This is a genomic window from Helicobacter suis, assembly GCF_902196125.1.
Classification (GTDB): Bacteria; Campylobacterota; Campylobacteria; order Campylobacterales; family Helicobacteraceae; genus Helicobacter; species Helicobacter suis_B.
In genome coordinates, this window is the sequence record NZ_CABIKG010000015.1 from 15,434 (window position 1) to 34,924 (window position 19,491).

Annotated in this window: 19 protein-coding genes; 8 read left to right on the plus strand and 11 right to left on the minus strand. The window is 38.8% G+C overall.

Going from position 1 to position 19,491, the window contains the following annotated elements; genetic code table 11:
* Positions 1–28: 28 nt before the first annotated feature.
* The 3 genes from G6Q00_RS06545 to G6Q00_RS06555 are packed head-to-tail and all read left to right on the plus strand — an operon-like array spanning position 29 to position 2,343.
* The gene (locus G6Q00_RS06545; protein WP_163532504.1) at positions 29–787 is read left to right on the plus strand and encodes an NAD+ synthase; all 759 of its coding nucleotides are present in this window, start codon (positions 29–31) and stop codon (positions 785–787) included.
* On the plus strand, positions 784–1,689 hold the full coding sequence (locus tag G6Q00_RS06550; RefSeq protein WP_163532531.1) for a tetraacyldisaccharide 4'-kinase: 906 nt from the start codon (positions 784–786) through the stop codon (positions 1,687–1,689). The genes G6Q00_RS06545 and G6Q00_RS06550 overlap by 4 nt, the downstream gene beginning before the upstream one ends.
* 30 nt (positions 1,690–1,719) lie before the next feature.
* Positions 1,720–2,343 (plus strand): outer membrane protein, encoded by a 624-nt coding sequence (locus tag G6Q00_RS06555; RefSeq protein WP_163532505.1) that lies wholly within the window; start codon positions 1,720–1,722, stop codon positions 2,341–2,343.
* A 284-nt stretch (positions 2,344–2,627) separates the two neighbouring features.
* Here G6Q00_RS06555 and G6Q00_RS06560 read toward each other — a convergent pair whose 3' ends face one another.
* The gene (locus G6Q00_RS06560) at positions 2,628–3,941 is read right to left on the minus strand and encodes an NCS2 family permease (RefSeq protein WP_205426556.1); all 1,314 of its coding nucleotides are present in this window, start codon (positions 3,939–3,941) and stop codon (positions 2,628–2,630) included.
* Between the two features lie 91 nt (positions 3,942–4,032).
* Here G6Q00_RS06560 and tilS point away from each other — a divergent pair, with 91 nt between their 5' ends.
* A complete protein-coding gene (tilS, locus tag G6Q00_RS06565) occupies positions 4,033–5,073 on the plus strand; it encodes a tRNA lysidine(34) synthetase TilS (protein ID WP_163532507.1) in 1,041 nt (346 codons plus the stop codon).
* Here the strand turns inward: tilS and ybeY are convergent.
* From ybeY to G6Q00_RS06590, 6 genes are all read right to left on the minus strand, one after another.
* On the minus strand, positions 5,042–5,485 hold the full coding sequence (ybeY, locus tag G6Q00_RS06570; protein WP_163532508.1) for an rRNA maturation RNase YbeY: 444 nt from the start codon (positions 5,483–5,485) through the stop codon (positions 5,042–5,044). The genes tilS and ybeY overlap by 32 nt on opposite strands.
* A complete protein-coding gene (locus G6Q00_RS06575) occupies positions 5,476–5,640 on the minus strand; it encodes a hypothetical protein (protein ID WP_163532509.1) in 165 nt (54 codons plus the stop codon). The genes ybeY and G6Q00_RS06575 overlap by 10 nt, the downstream gene beginning before the upstream one ends.
* Positions 5,627–5,923 carry a hypothetical protein gene (locus G6Q00_RS06580; protein WP_163532510.1) on the minus strand — a complete coding sequence of 99 codons (297 nt, stop codon included), beginning with the start codon at positions 5,921–5,923 and terminating at the stop codon, positions 5,627–5,629. Before G6Q00_RS06580 ends, G6Q00_RS06575 begins: the two co-directional genes overlap by 14 nt.
* Positions 5,924–6,426: 503 nt before the next feature.
* A complete protein-coding gene (locus G6Q00_RS08740) occupies positions 6,427–6,558 on the minus strand; it encodes a hypothetical protein (RefSeq protein WP_275896771.1) in 132 nt (43 codons plus the stop codon).
* Between the two features lie 1,549 nt (positions 6,559–8,107).
* Positions 8,108–8,344, minus strand: a complete 237-nt coding sequence (locus G6Q00_RS06585) for a hypothetical protein (protein WP_163532511.1) — start codon at positions 8,342–8,344, stop codon at positions 8,108–8,110.
* Positions 8,345–8,487: 143 nt separating this feature from the next.
* Positions 8,488–11,697 carry a DEAD/DEAH box helicase gene (locus G6Q00_RS06590; protein ID WP_163532512.1) on the minus strand — a complete coding sequence of 1,070 codons (3,210 nt, stop codon included), beginning with the start codon at positions 11,695–11,697 and terminating at the stop codon, positions 8,488–8,490.
* Positions 11,698–12,139: 442 nt separating this feature from the next.
* On the opposite strand from G6Q00_RS06590, the gene G6Q00_RS06595 reads away from it, so the two are divergent.
* From G6Q00_RS06595 to G6Q00_RS06605, 3 genes are all read left to right on the plus strand, one after another.
* A complete protein-coding gene (locus G6Q00_RS06595) occupies positions 12,140–12,937 on the plus strand; it encodes a tetratricopeptide repeat protein (RefSeq protein ID WP_163532513.1) in 798 nt (265 codons plus the stop codon).
* A gap of 9 nt (positions 12,938–12,946) precedes the next feature.
* A complete protein-coding gene (locus G6Q00_RS06600; RefSeq protein WP_163532514.1) occupies positions 12,947–13,735 on the plus strand; it encodes an SEL1-like repeat protein in 789 nt (262 codons plus the stop codon).
* 85 nt (positions 13,736–13,820) lie between these two features.
* A complete protein-coding gene (locus tag G6Q00_RS06605) occupies positions 13,821–14,018 on the plus strand; it encodes a hypothetical protein (RefSeq protein WP_163532515.1) in 198 nt (65 codons plus the stop codon).
* Positions 14,019–14,532: 514 nt separating this feature from the next.
* Here the strand turns inward: G6Q00_RS06605 and rimO are convergent.
* The 3 genes from rimO to G6Q00_RS06620 are packed head-to-tail and all read right to left on the minus strand — an operon-like array spanning position 14,533 to position 17,410.
* A complete protein-coding gene (gene rimO / locus G6Q00_RS06610) occupies positions 14,533–15,828 on the minus strand; it encodes a 30S ribosomal protein S12 methylthiotransferase RimO (protein ID WP_205426557.1) in 1,296 nt (431 codons plus the stop codon).
* Positions 15,828–16,283: a phosphoribosyltransferase gene (locus tag G6Q00_RS06615; RefSeq protein WP_163532517.1), complete on the minus strand. Its 456-nt coding sequence runs from the start codon at positions 16,281–16,283 to the stop codon at positions 15,828–15,830. The genes rimO and G6Q00_RS06615 overlap by 1 nt, the downstream gene beginning before the upstream one ends.
* Positions 16,284–16,291: 8 nt before the next feature.
* Positions 16,292–17,410, minus strand: a complete 1,119-nt coding sequence (locus G6Q00_RS06620; RefSeq protein ID WP_163532518.1) for a pyridoxal-phosphate-dependent aminotransferase family protein — start codon at positions 17,408–17,410, stop codon at positions 16,292–16,294.
* A 65-nt stretch (positions 17,411–17,475) separates the two neighbouring features.
* Between G6Q00_RS06620 and G6Q00_RS06625 the strand changes: the two genes are divergently transcribed.
* Positions 17,476–17,940: a hypothetical protein gene (locus tag G6Q00_RS06625; RefSeq protein ID WP_163499645.1), complete on the plus strand. Its 465-nt coding sequence runs from the start codon at positions 17,476–17,478 to the stop codon at positions 17,938–17,940.
* Between the two features lie 80 nt (positions 17,941–18,020).
* Here G6Q00_RS06625 and G6Q00_RS06630 read toward each other — a convergent pair whose 3' ends face one another.
* Positions 18,021–19,442: a restriction endonuclease subunit S gene (locus tag G6Q00_RS06630; protein ID WP_163532519.1), complete on the minus strand. Its 1,422-nt coding sequence runs from the start codon at positions 19,440–19,442 to the stop codon at positions 18,021–18,023.
* Positions 19,443–19,491 lie beyond the last annotated feature (49 nt).

Consider the following 19,491-nt stretch of genomic DNA (forward strand, 5'->3'; position numbering starts at 1 on the left):
CCTCTTAGCATTATGCTACAATACGCCCATGCAATTACACCTTTCTATTATTCAAACACTAGTAACATTTTTACAAACAGAGAGTTTTAAACGCGATTTTTTACGCGTGGTTTATGGTTTAAGTGGGGGAGTAGATAGCGCGGTTGTGGGGGTGTTATGCCAAAAAGCCTTTGAAGATAACGCCCACGCCTTACTCATGCCTACTTTAAACACACCAAAAAGTGCCATGCAAGATGCGTTATTGCTCTGTGAGCGTTTTGGCATTTGCTATACAGAATGTCCCATTACTCCCTACCATAGCGCCTTTAAACAAGCACATAAAGAGGCTGATCTAATTAGGCAGGGTAATTTTTGTGCGCGTATGCGTATGGCTATGCTTTATGATTATGCCTTAGCTAATAACGCTTTAGTGGTGGGCACGAGTAATAAAAGCGAAATATTATTAGGATATGGCACGATTTTTGGGGATTTAGCTTGCGCCATTAATCCTATTGGCAATTTATTTAAAACCCAAATTTATGAGCTTGCGCGCATGTTAGAAATTCCAACTAGTATTTTAAATAAAGCGCCCAGTGCAGATTTTTATAGTAACCAAAGCGATCAAGACGAATTAGGCTATAGCTATGCACAAATTGATCCGCTACTCTTACACATGGAACAAAACCCGCATTTAAATGATCAAGATTTAATTAATCTAGGTTTTTTACCTGATTTGGTACACAACATAAAAGAAAGAGTGGCTAAAAATGCCTTTAAACGCGTGATGCCAACTTTGTGCCCTCTATGACTTGGTTAGAACGCTACTTTTACCACCCCTCTTTCTTCCAAAGAGCTTTAGCCTACGGGCTCTATCCGCTCTCTTTTTTCTATGAAAAGATCGCAACTCTTAAACGGCAATTAGCTTCTTTTGAGGATTTAGAGATTCCTATTGTAAGTGTAGGTAATTTGGTAGCTGGAGGGAGTGGGAAAACACCCTTTATTTTAGCACTTGCCCAAATATTAGCCCCACTTTACCATGTAGGCATTGTGAGTCGGGGTTATAAGCGCGCTTCTAGCGGGTTAGTGGTGGTGAGTGCATATGGGGATATTTTAGTGTCCCAACAAGAGGCGGGTGATGAGGCGTTTTTACTAGCTAAGGCGCTAAATAAATGTAGCGTGATTGTGAGTGAAGCGCGTAAAGAGGGGGTGTTAGAGGCCAAAAAATTAGGGGCACAGGTGGTGTTATTAGATGATGGGTTTCGTTTTAATTTTAAAAAGCTCAATATTTTACTCAAGCCACAATCCACGCCCTATTTTGATTTTTGTTTGCCTAGTGGGATTTATCGCGAATGCCCTAAGTGTTACACTCTAGCAGATATTATCGCACAAGAGGGAGTGGATTATACAAGAGAAGTACAGGTTTTAAACCCCACCCCTAGAATGCTTTTAGTAACAGCTATTGCTAATCCTAGCCGTTTAGATGCTTATTTGCCTAAAGTGGTGGGCAAGCTCTACTTTTTTGATCATGCAAACTTTCCTCTAAAGCGTTTACAACGCGAATTTATCAATCATAAAGCCACTTCTTTACTAGTAACCTCTAAAGATGCTACAAAACTTAGCCACTGTCCTCTCCCCTTAAGTCTTTTAGATTTGCACCTACATATCCAACCAGCTATCCAAGCTAAAATTCTAAATTATGTCCAAATCTAGCACCAGATTATAAGGGTCAAAGACAAAATAATGGTTGGCATGAAAACGCGGGGGGCTTTATTTTGTAAGTGTTGGGTTTTACTAGCTTTATTTTCTATTTGCTTAGCTAAGAATTTAAGTTATATGTCCTCAGCTTACCAAGTGGGTATGGTCTATTTAAAACCCTTAAATGCTAACAAACCTCTTCAAGGGGCTTCTATTACTTGGGGATATGAATACAACCCCAAACACGATTGGTCTTATGGCCGTTATTATGCTTTTTTAGATTATGGCAATGTACTTTTAGACCCCGGAACTTCTAAGCAGGCTAATTTATTCACTTATGGGGTGGGAGCAGATTTAATGGTGGCCTATAATAAAAACCCTATTAATTGCTGGGCCTTTTTCTTTGGGTTACAGCTAGCGGCTAATACTTGGGTGATTAATAGGCGATCTAAAGATTTAATCTTAAATACATGGAGGTCTTTTGGAGATTTTACTTTCAAACCCGCTTACTTTAGGGCTATTGGGACATTTGGGGTACAATTTCGCACGATTGTAACATGGCATATTGTAGATGTAGAAATTGGAATGAAGATTTTTCTAAACCCAGAGAAACAAAGCCCCTTTGAGCGCAATCTCTTATTTTTTATCTCACACGCATGGCATTTTTAAACCATGCGCACTAGCAAATCCAAAAGCATTAACAAAGGATTAACCTCTTTAGGGCACAATAGCCCTTTATAGATTTCTTAGGTTTTCAAATCCAATTAGGAGATAAAGAGCAGCATAACAACAGCAAAAAACTTTCCCCAACAGCTAGGAAAGTGATTTACAAACAGCTTATTATGGATTTGCGGCACGGCTAGGTGTATCAAACACGGCGCGTATTCTACTACAAAGAGCCGCCCTTGTCAAGGTAAAAACGCTAAAAATTTGGCTCATTGATCAAAGAATGATCAGACTTTAGCGTCTAATATAAATTGAATCACAAATAAGCCCCCAAAGAGATAGAGTAGGGGGTGTACCTCTTTAAATTTACCCCGACAGATTTTAATTAGAGGATAAAGAATAAGGCCTATACCCACGCCATTGGTGATACTATAAGAAATAGGAATCCAAAAGAGTACAAAAAAAGCAGGCAAGGCCTCTTCTAAATCTTGCCAATCAATTTGGCTTAAATGACTCATCATCATAAAACCTACAATAATAAGCGCGGGGGAGGTGATGGCTGGTACGCTAGCTAAAGCTTTAGCCAAAGGCGCTAAGAAAAAGAGTAAAGCAAAGAGAAAAGCCACCACAACGCATGTAAAACCCGTGCGTCCCCCCATACTCACTCCCGCACCTGATTCAATGTAGGTAGAGGTGGGCGAAGTGCCTGCAAGAGCCCCTATGGCGCTAGCAATGGCATCTGCTGATAAAGCACCTCTAGCGTTTAAAAAATAATCACCCTCTAAAAGATTAGCCTGTTTAGCTACTCCAATCATGGTAGCTGTAGTATCAAAGAGCATGACTAAAAAGAAGGTAAAGATCACAGCGCCTAAATCTGGTTTAAAGGCATGCAAAATATCTAGCTTTAAAAAAGTGCTATCTATATTTTTAGGGAGTTCAAAGAGATGTTCAGGGAGTTTAAGATGGCCCAAGAGAAGTGCTAAAAAAGCGGTAATAAGAATGCCTAAAAAAATAGCTGCGCGTACGCGATTAACAAGTAAAACAATGGTAACAAATAGCCCAATAAGCGACATGTAAGCAATGGGCTGAGAAAAATTGCCTAAAGTGATGATAGTGGCTGGGGAAGATTCAACCAAATGGGCATTTTGCATGCCAATAAAGGTAATAAAAAGCCCAATTCCGGCTGCAATACCGGCCTTTAAAGAGGTAGGAATTGCCTTAATAAGCGCCTCTCTAAAACCGGTAAGAGAAAGCAATAAGAAAATGACTGAGGCAATAAAAACACTCCCTAAAGCACTTTGCCAAGAAATGCCCATTCCAAGTACCACCACAAAGGCAAAATAGGCATGCATGCCTACACCGGGGGCAATAGCAATAGGGTAATTAGCCACAAGACCCATGATTAAAGTACCAACGATAGTAGCTAGTAAAGTAGCCATAAACACGCCATCAAAATCCATGCCTGCTTTTTGTAAAATGGCTGGGTTGACAATGGCGATATAGGCCATGGTTACAAAAGTGGTAAGACCGGCTAAAGTCTCAATACCAAGCGAAGTACGGCGCTCTTTGAAACGGAAGAAACGGGCTAAAAATGCTACCATGTAGGGGTTGCTCCTTTTGTTAAAATTCATCTAAAGGTAAATGGAGCAACGATTTTGAAATTGTAATTTATCAAACTAAAATAGGGCTTAAATGCAAATTGTTTTAGAACATTTAGAGGTTTTATTAAAGGGGCGGTGTTTGCTAGGGTTTTCAGGGGGGGGTGATTCAGTGGCGTTGTTTTTTTTGCTTAAAGAAGAGGGTGTAAACTTTGATATTGCCATTTTAGATCATGGGTTGCGCATACAAAGTCAAGAAGAAATTGCTTATGCTAGGCATTTAGGGCAAGTATATAACAAACGCGTACATGTGAGACAAGTACATTTAAGCGGGAGTAATTTAGAGGCGCGTTATAGAAAAGAGCGCTATAGCTTTTTTGAAAAAATCATTCAGGAGTTTAACTACACCCATTTGATCTTAGCCCATCATCTTAATGATAAATTAGAGTGGTTTTTCATGCAACTAGCTAAGGGGAGTAGTTTACAGACCTTATTAGGCTTTAGTGCTTTAGAAAAACGCGCAGGCTATGATTTGATTCGCCCGCTTATTTACACACAAAAGCATGCATTGAAAGAATATTTACACGCAAATAAACACCGCTATTTTGAAGATGAGACAAATTTTAGCCCGCGTTTTAAACGCAATGTTTTTAGGCAGTGTGTGAGCAATCCATTTTTAGAAGGGGTTTTTCCGGGTTTTAATGTGCCAAGGGGTTTGGTGCGCAGTTTCAAGGCCTTAGAAAAAGAAAAACAAACACTCTACCCGGCTATTAATTCTATTAAAGTGTGTGGGGTGTGGGTATTTGCTACACATTTGCAAAATCTTTACTACATCGCTTCTTTATTAAAAAAACTAGGCTATGTACTTAGCGCTAAACAACGCCTAGAGTTAGAAAAAAACCACTTTAAGGGAGTTTTTGTAACCGCAAAACAAACCTATCTTGTAGGCTTAGGTGGGGGGCTTGTTTATGTGGGCGTGGCGATTAAAAATGATCCTAGAGCTCTTCCTAAATCTTATAAGCAGGCTTGCCGTCTTTTAAAAATACCCCCCCACATGCGCCCTCTTTTTTTTAACCCTCATTGGGAGCAAAATTTTAAAATCCTTAAAAATCTTGTGTGCGCACAATCAAGCTAGAAGGCAGATTAAAAGCTCTAATCACTTCTTCTTCTTTCTCTCTTTGCTCCCCTGTATCTTTTTCATGATCATAACCTAAGAGATGTAAACAGCCATGGATAAATAAAAGCGTGATTTCTGCAAGTAGATCATGCCCTCTTTGCTTGGCTTCTACTGTGGCTAATTCTACATTGATCACCACACTCCCTAACAGTTTTTGCCCGGGCATTTCTAAAGGGAAACTTAGCACATCGGTACTTTTATTAAGCCCTCTAAACTCTAAATTTAACTCTCGCATCTTTTCTGAATCTACAAGCAATAATTCTACTAAACCTTGTATGTTTAAATACTCCATAAGCAGAAGAAGTTTGTAGGATAAATCTGCCTCTAAATCTGGATCTAAAGTGCTGTGGTTAAGAATTTCTAAGGGCATGGCTTCTCTCCTAAAGCATGGGGATAATACTTTGTAAAAGTTTTAAAAGTGATAAGGTGTTCTTTTTTAGAATCGTTAAAACTTTGGCGGTAAAAAATTTGTGTATGCAAAATAGTACCATCGCGATCATAGTCTTGTTGGCTATACTGGTGCAAATAAAAAGGTGATCATAATCTTACGCGTAATATTTGTAGAAAGAGGGGTGAAAAATTCTAGGGTTACATAATTTCTCTTAACAACAAAATCAGCTTGTCCGGGATATTTTAAACAAAGCGGCATGTTTGTAGATTCTTCACCCCTTTGAGCGATGTTAAGGCATGGATAGCCAAAATTTCTCTCTTTTGAAATACACTTAAAGAATACCGTTTGGAGAAAAGTAATGCTACTTGGGGCTAGAGTAATTTGTAAAGCCTTTTTGTGTAAGCGGAGTTTGTTCAAAAGGTTAGCCGGGCTTTTTGACCCGGTGTAGTGGGTGTGGGGCTTTTGGTAATCTCAGAAAGTTAGATTTCTACAAAATCAGGGCTTTTAGTATTTTTAAGGCGTAATAAATCCTCCATGTTCTCTAAACAAAATTTGCCCTGCATTTTGGAGGCATTGCTCCTCACAAGTTCTGGTACAAATAGAGGTGATCTTTATGCTCTTTAATTATGATAAATTGTTTACTTTCCATGTCTTTAGAAAATGTATGGGAAAGTTCTAAGGTGAGATAACCTCCGTTGTAGATAAAACGGCTTGTGGTGGTGGCAAAGTTCAAGATACCTGCTACTTTTGGTGTTAATAATGTAATCACAACTTAAAAGCAAAGAAGTACCAAAGGAAGAGGTGAGGTTTAAGAGGTAATAAGTTTGACTCCCCATTTTGATTTTTGAGACAAGGACTGCTCAAGATTTTTTATAAAACAGGGGCGTTCATGGGATACTTTACTAAGCTTGAGTAAAAGCTCATTGGTAATAGCGCTCATAGGAATGAGGGCTTGAGAGCCGTTTGAGTTGAAGAGAGACAGTAATGATTAATTCTTTGGTAGGCCGTTTGCCACCCGTAGTACTCCAAATGAAAGGTGTTATAAAAATCATGATCAAGAGGCTTAAAGACTAAAAGAGGCATAGATAGTTTTGGTTTGCAAACTTAAAAAACCTTGTTTTCTTTGCCCCATTCTGCTTCAGGATAGAGAACATAGTAGTTTGTATCATTTGTCTGGGTGTTCTTAGGTAAAAACTCTCGTAGCCACTGCCTAACCTAATGCATCGCTTGAAAATCATCTATTGCTTGCAAAGACAAAGAAAGAGCCAGTAAAAATACAAAATGCGCATGCCATCCCCATTTTTAATAAGATTTTAGCAGAGAAGGGGAAATTAGAAAAGCGCAAATAGAACCAAGTAGATAAGAGGGCGGAGATATAAAAAGATTGAGGGTAAACAAAGGGTTTGGTATGCGTGTATCTATCTAGGATTTAATGTGAATTTAGCCCATTAGTGAACTCTAGCATTTTTAGTGGATTTTAATAGTGGTTTTTAAAATTAAGGAGAGCGATGATCGGCAAGAACTTGGACTATCAGGAATACAAAATAATGGCAGCGGCATGTTGCTAATAAAGCTAGAACAGGAGGATCACAGGAAGCCAGAGGGACAGCGATGAGACCGTATTAGGAGGGGCACACACGCCAGCAAATACAGAGATAGTTCTAAGCTATCATCGGAGCTGAAGATTGCCTCAGAGCTCTACCAGAGACACCAACACCACCGCCACTGTACCAGTTTTGGAACAAGTACAGCTACCAAATGATAGCAGAAGAACGATGCCGATGTTAGCAGAAAAAACACCGTGGCTAAACGATTGAATAGGATCGCTACAACAGGATCAGTTGGATTATAGAACGCAACCTAGATCAGTACAAAATGATGGTAAAGGAATATCCGATGCACATTCTGAAACGTTGGGTGTACAACTTCTTGTACACGACGAGTTATCTAGCGCTAGAAATACTAATGAGAGCGGTTTGGATCAGGCATGGCTAGAGATACCAATTCTCAGATCAAGACCAGCAGCAACGCAGAGAACACAGATGGGGCTGTGCAATGGAAATATTGTAGATGGCAGAAATTCCACTGCACAGGGTGCTAACTCAGTGCTTTCAGATTCTCAAAGCGAGCGGAGCGATGTTCACACCGGGAATATTCAGCAAGGAGGACGCGATGGCACTAGAATACATGATCAAGAATCAGGAGGAATTGATCAAGGAAGCAGGCTTACTCTGGAGACGATAAATTATCCAGAGAAGAGCATATTCAGATAGATCAGACAGAGGAGGATCAAGAGGATCAAGTTTCAATCGTATAGATTGCACCACTCTCAAAAAGTTGGCGGGCATTCTCTAAACTTTATTCATCTGTATTCATTTTCAATCTTTAGACTAATACTTTTTTGCACATCACCTACTCCTGCCTTTGGAGGGTGTGAGAGATTCTCTATATTGCTGTGTTTGTGTTTTAGAAAAGGTTTGAGAGTGTGGATGTGTTTATTAGGTTTTGGTTTGTTTGGCAAATTGATCAGTTTTTAGATATGCCGGGTTGTATCAATTAGAGTTTGTGTAATTGGTGCTACAATCACACCCAAATACCAAACTAGCAACTCGGAAAATCTCTACATATGTCCAATAGCCTGTTGATCTTGCAAACGCGCCCTCTCTTGTTGTCTTGTTGCATGCGGCTACGTTCTTTCTCAAGCTCCTGTTTGAGGGCCTGCTGCTGTTGTTCTATTGCCTTCTTTTGGGTATCAAGGTTTTTAAGAGCCTGTGCCCACTCCTGTTCTTTTTTATTGCGTTCTTGATCAAAACGCGTCTTGTGCCATCTCTTTTTCAAACACATCCTTGACTTGTTTGGAGATAAACTCTTCTATTGAGAAGGCGTGCCCACAATTAGGGCATGTGATGGTGTGATTCATGCAATTCCCCTCTATTTTTATATGTAACCAGCTCGCAGCATAGCACATTTTGTACCCATTTCTAGCCCCCTAAATTATACCGATCAATCACTTCAATACTTTTTTTCATGACCCCTAAGTTTTTATACAAATCTAAATCCCCGATGATATAAAACTCCTCTTTGGCTCTTGTAGCAGCAACATTGACAATATTAGGCTCACTCACTGCCCAAGAAGCCGCCCCTTTAGAATTGACATCAGCACCTAAAACAAAATACACAATCTTGGCTTCTTTACCTTGAAAAGTATGCACGGTACCCACATCTCTTTTATGCTTAAAACCCAAATCTTTTAAAGATTCTGCAAGCTTAAAAGCGACATTTCTAAAAGGTGAAATCACATAGATTGCGTCTTTGTTTTCTTGATCTTTGATACCATTTGGTGTGGCTTGGAGTTTTAGATTTGCTTCTAATTGCTTTTTAATGAGTTCTTTTAAAAAATCTGCTTGTTCTGGTACAAACTTGTCATGGGCGTGCCCTTTGATATCATAAAATTGTGCTTTGCCTTTAGCTTTATCTTTATCCTTACCCTGCACCATTAAATCATCATAAGAAATGGCATTGGATATATCAAACATAGGGCTATTACAGCGCCTATGCACCCATAAGGGAATGCCTATGTACTCCCCTTTCTTATTTTTATAACCATAGGGGTTAATATAATCCATAATGCTTTGTACGGAGGTTTCATCACTTAAAAAATGCTCTGTTACATCGTATTTTCTAGCAATGATATTGATCATGCTTGGGTGCAAACTTAACACAGGTTTAATTTGTGAAGGATCGCCCACTGCCATAACTTTTTGGCTTCTAAAGAGTGCGCCCACACAACTTTGAGGCACGGCCTGCCCCGCTTCATCAATAAATAGATTGCCAATAAAATTTGTCTCTCTACCCAAAGCATTAAACATGCGTTGCAAACTTGCAAAAGTGGTGCCAATAACCGGGATAGCTAGATTAATCCAATGAAAAGCCCCCTTTAATAACTCTTTGCCATTTTCCTTATCTTTGAGTTTATAAGCATTGCCCCATATTTGCTTAGCATTTCTTAGATTGTCTAAATTATCCAGTAAAAACTGCTTTTTAACCCCTAAGGCTAGCAAAAATAGCTGTCCTTGCAATTTTCTAAAATCTGCATCAAACCAAGGGTTGGATTTTTGCAAGTCTTCATAGGATAGAGAAAAATCTAAAGGTTTAATCGTGCTATCCTGAGTGTTTAATAAATGGGTTATTCTTTGTTCTAAGTTTTGCAAGTACTGCTTGCCTTGTGTGATAAATTGTTTAAAATCCTCTTGTAGGGTTTGTTTAGCTTGCTCTATATTTGTTAAATCTTGCAAACGCTGTAATTCTGCAAAGAGGCGCTTATAGTATGCGTGGCTTCTATCCTTTTGTTGGGTAAAACCCCTAATGTGTTGTAAAATTTGCCATTCTTGTTCTATGTGTGATCTAAAACTAGAGGTTTTAAAAAGCCGGGCAAAAAGGCCGGGGCTACTAGATTTTAAAACCCGTCGTTGCTCTTGTAAAGCCTGTAAATTTGTATCCAAGCTAGTTAATTCTTCTTGAATCTGTACTATCTCTTGCTTTAAAGCTTGCTTTTTTGTTTCCAGATTGGTTTTATTATGCTCTAGTTCATAGAGTTTTGCATCCAATTCATTCTGTTTTCTAGTTTTAGCACTTTCAAAGTCTTTTTTCTTAACAATATACTCTTGTTGCAAATGGGTAAACTCAGCTAAGTTCTGGCTATATCTTTGCATTTTCTGACGCTTGCTATCTACAGAGTCATAGAGAGCTAAAAAAGCCTTGTAGATATCAAAACAATCGCCCTTAGTATCATCACTATCATCTTGAAAATCCAAAATATCTGAAAAATCTATACCAATGGGGAAATGCGCTTTAATGTAGGCTTTAAGCAACATCTGGCATGCATGCTTTAAATCCTGTTTGTTGGATAAATCCTGTAGGGTCTCTACCACTGCCCCTATTTTTTCTAATAACTTTTTAATATTAGCAGATGCCCCGCCCTCTAGCGCAAACAAACCCCAATTTTGTTCCCCCTCACTATTAGCCACTTTTATAAAATAGTCTATCTTTTCTGCTAATTCTTTAAACTCTCCAGCAATTTCCTTACTTTTAGGTAAGTCCTTGACAATATTTTGCACCGCCCCATTGTTAGAGCTAGCCACTAATATATTTTTATTCGTTATACTCTCAGGCAAAAGACCTAGTTCAGCCATTTCTATTTTAGACATTCTGCATTTTGTATCACTCTTAATCACTTTATCTTTTAATTGTGTAATCTCATAGGCCTGTTTTACAATGAGCTCTGCAAAAATATCTTTTAAAAGCGTGGTTTTACCCGTACCCGGAGGGCCATTAACACTTCTTAAAGCCCCGTTGTTTTCATCTATGGCAATGTTTAAAGCCACTTGTTGCATGAAAGAAAGAGCGTATTTACTATCAGCCACAAAACGCCCTAGAGGATATTTTTTAGGCGCTAAGAGCTCGTTAAACAAACTAGGGTTAAAGTCAGGTGAATTACTTTTGCTATCACAATTCTTTTTATCTTTACTAAATTCACTAAAGTAAGTGGTGAGATTTTGGTTGTCTAAACCTTTAGCTATCTGTAAATCTTTAACAAAGAAAGAATGTAAATGGATCAATTCTGCATCTATATTCTTGAGTAAGGCAAATCTAAAATTATCCTTATCTACTTGATATTTTGCATAAAGTGCTGCAAAGAGTACATCAAACCCTTCCTCCTCAAATTGTGTTTGTAAGGTATGGCTAAGTTCCTCTTCATAGGCTTGCATATCCTCTATTAGCTCGCCCTTTTCATACACATAAGCGCACATGGTATAAAAAGTCTTTTCCTCTATAAAGTTTAAGTCTTTGTCAAATACAAGAGCCAAGCTAAATTTATCGCCCTTAATGATGTCATCATTTTCATCTTCAACGGGGATATTGTACTTTTCTCTAAAAATCTGCACGACTTTCTCAAAAGCAAAAATGCCAAAATAACACACAAGCCCCATTTTCTTATCATCTTGTATTTTTTGTCTCTCTTTAAATCTTTTTAGCTCGTTTAAAAAATATAGTTTGTAGTCTCTTTGGCTAAACTCAGAGTCAGATATGCCAAGAGGTTTTAATTTTTTATCTCTCTTATCAATATTGCCCTCACTTAAATGTTCTACAACAATGTAGGCATCTAAAATATTTGTCTTAAGATTTTGCACCGCTTATACCTCTTAAGCTACTTTTTGTTAGGTTGCAGTGTAGCAAACACAGGTTAATATACTTAAAAAATGCTTATATATCTGCTTTGAAGAACAAAGTTTTACACGCTACCTAAAATCCCTTTAATAACTTTTTTTTGGATAATAAAGTTTATTAAGAATCTCAAAAGGCTATTTAGCTACAATGCGGAGTTTTTGTTAAATTCCATAAGGGGGTCTGCTTGCCTAAGTTGCCTGTTTTTAATTCTCTCAAATTCTCTCAAATTCTCTCAAATTCTCTCAAATTCTCTCAAATTCTCTCAAATTCTCTCAAATTCTCTCAAATTCTCTCAAATTCTCTCAAAACACCCCCTCTAATCTAAATTGTAAATCTTGCCGTCTCTCTTTTACTCTATTTAGCTCTTGGGGTGTTGTTTTAAAGTCTAGTCTTTGTTGGTTATTGGTGTTTTGCTTATTGGGGGCTGTGCCACTGAAGGCTTTAGAGCCAGTTAATCCTTCATTGCAACAAGGATTAGTCAAACAGGCAAATCCGGGAATTTCTGAAAAATGCATAAACGGGCAACGGCTCTTTAATACTTTTCCTTCCGTTGCAATGCTCATAGCAGCCTCAATTGCTTGTGCCCCACCAGATCACATCAAATTAAACTCTCATGTACAAGAGGGATTAGTGTATCAAAGCCTGCAAAAAGACGAGCAGGCCTACCAAGCTTTTAAAGCTGCATGGAAAGAGGGGGATTTGTTTGGCACAGCGCTTTTAGGAACTGCATACTTAGATGGCAAGGGAGTGCAAAAAAACATTGCAAGAGCAGAGACTTATTTTAACGAGGTGTTAAAAAACCATGAGGCAAGAAAGCATACAATATGGACAGAAAAACAAGACTATTACGCACATAGACCAGTAATTTTCGCAGCAATTACAGCGCGCTTAGGGCTTGCTCAAATCTATGAGTCTACAAATCCAAAAGAAGCACTCAAGATGTACGAGCGCGTTCCTACATCTGCACAAGTCTATTTTTTACCCGTTTTTTTCCATACTGGTATCCATTTAAAATCTCTCAATGCAAATGATTTTGAGCCCTATGCAAGGGAGCTAGTTGGCTTTGCTCTTTATAAGATAGGCATGGCCTATAAAGAGGGTCGTGGCGTGAAAGTCGAGCTTAAAAAGGCCACTGAGTTTCTTAAAAAAGCGGTGGATTTTGGGAATGACAAGGCTATAGAGGCTTTGCGAAGTTTGCAATAAAGGAAAGACATGAAAAATTATTTATTAAAAAGATGGGCGGTATGCTTTGTCTTAATTTTGCTTGTGGTAGGAATACCCTTAAGAGCAGGGGGGGTTAGCACATTCCTAGCAACAAGGGAGGCTAGCGCTCTTGTACAAGAAGGAATGGCAGAACAGAGTCAGGGGCGATATGAACAAGCCTATCAAGCCTACAAAACAGCCCATGATAAAAAAGAGGATTTAGGCACAGCGCTTTTAGCAACCTTACTATACCAAGGACTTGGGGTAAAGGCCGATCCCTTTGAGGCAAAAACTTTATTTGAGTCGGTTTCGCGTAACTATGAAGCAGCTTTTCGCGAATCGCTTTTGCGTAGCAAGAATATGATTGGTACGACCATGTATGTAGCGCAACTCGTAGTGGATTTAGGGTTTGCTGATATGATCTCAAAGGGTATAGGCATGAAAAAAGACCCTAAAAAAGCGCTGAAGATGTATCGGGAAATCTTGCTTAAAGATATTAAAGCATCAGCCAGTATGACGGCTCTAAGTAAAACCCATTGGAGTCTTACAGTGAGCTTATTTACCCTGCCCTTCTCTCACACCATTGATCTTAAACATCTCGATGTACGGGATTTTAGTAAGTTTCCTATAACAAGGCACTTTGCAGGTGTTGCTCTTTATAGGGTTGGCATGGCTTATAAAGAGGGCATTGGCACAAAAGTCAAACCCAAAAAGGCTATTAAGTTTCTTGAAAAGGCGGTGGAATTTGGAAATGAGGAAGCAATGAAGCCTTTAGAGTCTTTGCGCTCAAGGCGCTAGCTGTGGCGAGTAATGCAGAGGTAGAATTGAAAAAAATCATTTCTTATTTTTGTGATATGAAATATCTCGTATTGAGGAGTTTAACATGAGCTTTGGGGGTATTGTGCTAATTGTGATTATTGGCGTATTTGGCATTATGGTGATCGGAGCTATTATAGAGCTTTTTACAGAAGTAGGGCGTGTCTTTGAAGAGTTTTTCAAGTCGCCTGTCTCTGTAACAGTTTTTGTGGTTACTGTAGTTACATTGTTGGCTATTTCCCACTATATTTTGCGGTGGTTTTAGGAGTCTGCTATGCGGGAAGTCAGGCGGATGAATATTACAGACTAACAAAGTCTTATGATAATAAATAAAGATTATGGTAGATCTGTATTCTAAAAGTCTTAATTTCAGAGGAGAATAGAAAATGTCAGAGGATATTTTGGGTGTAGCATTAAAAGCTTTGGGGGTCATGTATGAGAAGGAGGAGGGTGTGGAAAAAGATTTGTAAAATCTAAGGAGTATTCCAAAAAGGCCTGTGATCTAGGATTTAAAGATGCGTGTAGTAAACCTTTTAGTTTGTGGCGCCTTCTTTCAGGTGGAATTTGGAAATGAGGAGGCGATGAAGTCTTTAGAGTCTTTGCGCTCAAGGCGCTAGCTGTGGCGAATAACGCGAAGGCAGAGTTGAAAAAAATAATTTCTTGTTTTTGTGATACTCTACCTAGTGGTAACACACTCCCCGCGCTAGTTTTTTAGTTAAGCATCGTTTTTACTTGTGATAAACCCCCTAAAGCCTTTGAATAACCGCTAAGTTAATGAATTAGCCCACAATCCTACCTAGCAACACTCCCTCCCCATAGGTATGACAAAGGGCTTTATAATATCCCGGTGGGGTTTGTTCAAGCAAACTTTCATTAATTAAAATCTCTCCATCAATTTCTAAACCCCAACGCCTATCCCTTGCTTTTAAAAACAGCCCATCTTCACTTAACCCCTCTACAATCACATCTAAAGTCTGCCCCACAAGCCCTTGCATAGAGTTTTGTACTTGTTGCTCAATAAGGGGGTTAATTTGATTCAAACGGGCATTAATATCCTCCTTACTTAATTGTGGCCATTTAAAAGCTGCTGTGTTTTCCTCAGCACTGAAGGCAAAAAGATTAATGCGATCAAAACTAAAACTCTGTAAAAAGTCTTGTAATTCCTCAATATCGCTACTATTTTCATGCGGGTGGCCTAGTAGTAGCGTGGTGCGTAAAAAGCAATTGGGGATAGCGCGCATGGCTTCTAATAGTTTAAGGTGATTAGCTTTATTAGAATTACGCCGCATGGTTTTTAACATGCGATCTGAAATGTGTTGGATAGGCATGTCAAAATAATTAGCAAAGATAGGCGAGTTAGCAATACTCTCTATAAGTTTTAAAGTGGTGGAGGTAGGATAGAGATAAAAAATGCGCGCGCTTTTAATCATTTGCTGCGCATCAATGGCTTTAATGAGTTTGATTAGCCCGTCTTTGATATTTTGATCTAAGAGATAAGAGCTAGAATCTTGGGCAATAAAGCTAATATCGCTAAAGCCCTGTTTGGCTAAAATTTCTACCTCTTTTAAAATGCGATCAATACTCTTGCTTTGTAAACGCCCCTTAAAGCTAGGAATGGCACAGAAACTACAATTTTGATTGCACCCCTCAGAGAGTTTAACATAAGCATGGACTTTTGAACCGGTGATTGTGCGTTTTTGCTCTCCAGCTAAAAAAACCCGCTTAGAAAATTGGCTTTGTTTGCTCATTAAAAGCGCATCGATTCGATCATAATCGCCTACACCGGTAAAAATATCAATTTCGGGTAATTCTGCTGCTAATTGCTTTTTATAGCGCTCACTCAAACACCCACTAGCAACCACTAACGCCCCCTCTTTGCGTCCATTAATAGCCTCTAATAAAACGCGTACACTTTCCTCTTTAGCCGCTTGGATAAACCCGCAAGTATTAATGATGATCACATCAGCTAGATTAATCTCTTGGGTGAGATCATAATTAGCTAATCTACCTAACATCACCTCGCTATCAACCAAGTTTTTAGAACAGCCTAGAGAAACTAAATACAGCTTAGGCACTAACCCTCCTGTGTGTCTACTTCCCAAAAGAAATCAATCCACGAAGTGGCTTCTTTAAGGATATAATCTGCTTTAAAAGACGCGCTTTTATGGGCAAAGAGTACCGCACTTTTAAAGCGCACCTGTGGGTATTGGCGCGTTAAAACTTCTAATACGCCAATAAAGCTCTTCCCGCTATCTACAATTTCATCAACGATTAAAACTTCTTCATGTTGTGGTTTAATAAGCGGAATATTTTCAATCTCTAAATTGCTTTGGGTACGATCTAATCCATAAGAACTAGCATTAATGGCATAAATAGCCTTAATATCCCAATAAAGCCCTAGAAAATGCGCTAAAGTCATGCCCCCGCGTAAAATTGCAATGAGCGCTTGGGGTTTAAAATCTTGCTCTATTAATTTAGCTAAACGCACCACATCTTGTTTAAAATCCGGGTAGGCATAATATAAACGCATGGCTTTCCTTAGTAATACTCTTGCATGAACGCCTTAATCGCCACACCCTCAAAACTCTTATGCAATTTTAAATCCACTAAAGTTTGCTCTAAAGCATTTAGCACCCATGCAATCTGATAGATCTCTATTAATCCCATATGGTTGATACGCAAAAGACAAGTTTTAAGGTGATCTTGTCCTCCGGCAACTTGTACACCATAGCACTCTAATAAATGCTTTTTAATTTTAGAGGCCTCTATATGGTAAATAGTTGCCATGCTTAAGGCGGGCGCTTTAGGATAGATTTGTAAATGCAAGGCTTCTAAGGCTTTTTGAGTGGCTAAAGCACGCTTTTTAGTGGCGTTATAAAGGGTAGCTAGCCCGCCTAGTTGCTCTACACATTTAAAATAAGTTTGTAAGGCTAGGATATGAGAAATGCCTGCTGTAAAGGCGGTGGTGTTTTTTTGTTGGTTTTTAAGTTCTAAAGACAAATTAAAATAATAATCGCGATCTTCTAGTTTAGAAATTGCAAGCGCGCTAAGCCCTAGGATACTTAGCCCAACAGGGCACATGAAAGCCTTTTGACTGCCCCCAATTAAAACATCAACACAACTCACATCTAAGGCTTCTACCCCTAAAGCTGTAATGGCATCTACAATAACTAAAATTTCAGGGTTATGGGCTTTGATTACTTTAGAGATGCCCTCAAAATCTAGCCTTAACCCCCCTGAGGAATCACATACTTGCAAAGCAACAGCTTTAAGATCAGAATTTTTATTAAGCACTTCTTGTACTTGCTTAGGGCTAATGGGTTCATTCCATGCGTTTTTAATTTCTATGGCATTTAGATTATGGGCTTTAGCAATTTGACCAAATCGTGCACCAAACTTACCATTATTTAGCACCAATAAAGCAGGCTGGCTACTGGGTTTAACAAACTGCACTAAAGCTGCTTGCATGCCACCTGTACCACTACTCACTAAGGTAAGCACCTCCGGTAAACCAATCATTTCTTTTAAATGCGCCCTAACTTGTGCAAAAATGGCTTCAAATTCGGCTGTGCGGTGGTGGATAATAGGTTGGCTTAAAGTGGTGGCAATGCTGGGGTGAATAGGAGTTGGTCCGGGGGTGAAGAGTAGGGGTTGCATTTATCCTCTTTAAGATTTTAGTGTGAGTATAACACAGCTTATTAGTTTTAATGTATAATGCTTAGATGTGGCGTGTATGGCTTGCTTTAGTGCTGTGTGGGTTTTTAAATTTGCTTTTTTGTATTCCCTCTTCTTTACGGGCTATCCAAGAGAGTGTACAACAAATGGCAATCCACCATGTGATTGTGCTAAAAGATATTGTGGCTCTTAATGAGCAGCTGGATAAAGCCGTTATGATGCTACGGGCTAGAGGGGGAGATCAGATAGAGGCTAGCCATGTCGCGCTTTTACTCAAAGAGAGCATTACTCTTTATCAGGTACTGCAAGACTACTACACCAAAGATACCGCCACTTTTGATTATATGGAAGGGATTTTACAGGCCTATACTTCTATTAAAGAGGACACTTCTAAAAGCACACAATCAGTCCCCCAGTTAGCTCTTCTCATGCCCTTATTAGATCAAATCACCAGCCAGTTACAAATAATGGCCACGCTAGAGCATAAGATTTCAAGATTGATGGAGCGATGATTTTAATTTATATTTTTGTTCTAAAGTACTTAATTGCTTATCCTCATCTTTAAAACCAGAAACTAGGGGTTTTTCTACACTCATGCTTGTCCTTTAAAATCTAAAAGGTGGTTTAGATAATAGTTAAATTGCTTTTTACGCGCCTTAATCTCGGCTGGGATTCCTTGTGATAAATCAGAGGTGAGGGTTTGTAATTGATCTAGGATATTCACTATTTTCTTTTGAATAGGTAGAGGGGGGAGGGGGAAGTTAAAATTTTTAAGAGATTGGAGGTTTACCCTAGTAACTTTAGCGCCATGCGCATATTGTTTTTTAAAGCGTAAAAAGCAATGGGTTTGTAACAAATAGGCGATAAATTTAGGGTTTTGCTTGTGTGAATAGATAAAAGTATCCCCGCCGATACAAATATCCTTATCACCCAGATAAGCCACAGCTTTGCAAACATTCTCTACATCTTCACTCACACCCACAATTACAAGATCCCCCCTTTTAACCTTTTTTAATTTCTTAGCCAATTGCGCCGTTACAAAACTTTTTGTAGTGGTCGTGTGGGTTTTATAATAGGTGTGGATTTCTCCATAGTGGATAGCCCCTATAAGTGTGCCATTAGTATTAGCCGGGTGTAAATCAGCCTTAGTAAGTCCATTCCCACGCACAAACTCCCCAATATCCCCCAATCTCACCCACTCCACCCTAAAGCTCTCTTTGAGTAGGGGGTGTTTAATAAGACTTGTTGGGGCATTTAATGCCTCTTTAAGGGGGGCAACTTGCAAGCTATCTTGATTTTTTAAATTTGTCTTTACTGCTACAAAGCGCTTTGTTTCTTTAAACTCATAAGAAGAATTAAAATCTAAAAGCGCATTAAGATAGTAATGGAATTGTTTTTTTCTAGCTGTAAGCTCTGCTGTAAGCTCTGTAAGGCAATCAAGAATGGTTACTATTCTCTCTTGAATAAAAAGAGGGGGGAGGGGGATAAGTGTAGAAAGAATTTGACGCGTTCCTAAATTTGGCTGTGCTGCTGTGTTTACTAACGATTTAATATAACTATTAGTTCTTTGTGTGATCAAAAAATAGTATAGATAAGAAGCATGGATACTAGGATTAAAGTTAGAAAGTTTAACTACCCGTTGATTGAGTAACAAACTTTTATTCTTTGTATCTTTAAGAATAGTAGTCATACCCAAATTACTACCAGTCATGGCGATGAGAATATCATTTTCCTTAAGAACAAATTTTTTGTATTTCTCCGCGAAATGATCCGGTAGATAAACCGCTTTATATTCAGGGTTAAATACACTATCAGGGCGGATATTCCCCATTCTAATAAGCAAGGTGTTAGACTTTTTCACATAATCGGTTTTTTTAAAAGAATAGCCATTAAGCAAGCTACACACCTCCCCCAACTCCACAAACTCCACCCCCCGCGCTCTGAGCTCTTTTAGCGCCTCTTGTAAAGGTAAATCCGCTAAATTTGTATGCAAACTCTCTTGTTTCTCTGGCAAGTTTATAGCCTGCTTATGGTGTTAATCTCACTTAAGGGGGCATTTAACG

Coding starts and splice junctions, on each gene's coding strand:
- G6Q00_RS06620 (WP_163532518.1), bottom strand. CDS start 17,410: ATGCAACCCCTACTCTTCACCCCCGGACCAACTCCTATTCACCCCAGC.
- G6Q00_RS06550 (WP_163532531.1), top strand. CDS start 784: ATGACTTGGTTAGAACGCTACTTTTACCACCCCTCTTTCTTCCAAAGA.
- ybeY (WP_163532508.1), bottom strand. CDS start 5,485: ATGCCCTTAGAAATTCTTAACCACAGCACTTTAGATCCAGATTTAGAG.
- G6Q00_RS06545 (WP_163532504.1), top strand. CDS start 29: ATGCAATTACACCTTTCTATTATTCAAACACTAGTAACATTTTTACAA.
- G6Q00_RS06600 (WP_163532514.1), top strand. CDS start 12,947: ATGAAAAATTATTTATTAAAAAGATGGGCGGTATGCTTTGTCTTAATT.
- G6Q00_RS06605 (WP_163532515.1), top strand. CDS start 13,821: ATGAGCTTTGGGGGTATTGTGCTAATTGTGATTATTGGCGTATTTGGC.
- G6Q00_RS06555 (WP_163532505.1), top strand. CDS start 1,720: ATGGTTGGCATGAAAACGCGGGGGGCTTTATTTTGTAAGTGTTGGGTT.
- tilS (WP_163532507.1), top strand. CDS start 4,033: ATGCAAATTGTTTTAGAACATTTAGAGGTTTTATTAAAGGGGCGGTGT.
- G6Q00_RS06615 (WP_163532517.1), bottom strand. CDS start 16,283: ATGCGTTTATATTATGCCTACCCGGATTTTAAACAAGATGTGGTGCGT.
- G6Q00_RS06560 (WP_205426556.1), bottom strand. CDS start 3,941: ATGGTAGCATTTTTAGCCCGTTTCTTCCGTTTCAAAGAGCGCCGTACT.
- G6Q00_RS06625 (WP_163499645.1), top strand. CDS start 17,476: ATGTGGCGTGTATGGCTTGCTTTAGTGCTGTGTGGGTTTTTAAATTTG.
- G6Q00_RS08740 (WP_275896771.1), bottom strand. CDS start 6,558: ATGATTTTTATAACACCTTTCATTTGGAGTACTACGGGTGGCAAACGG.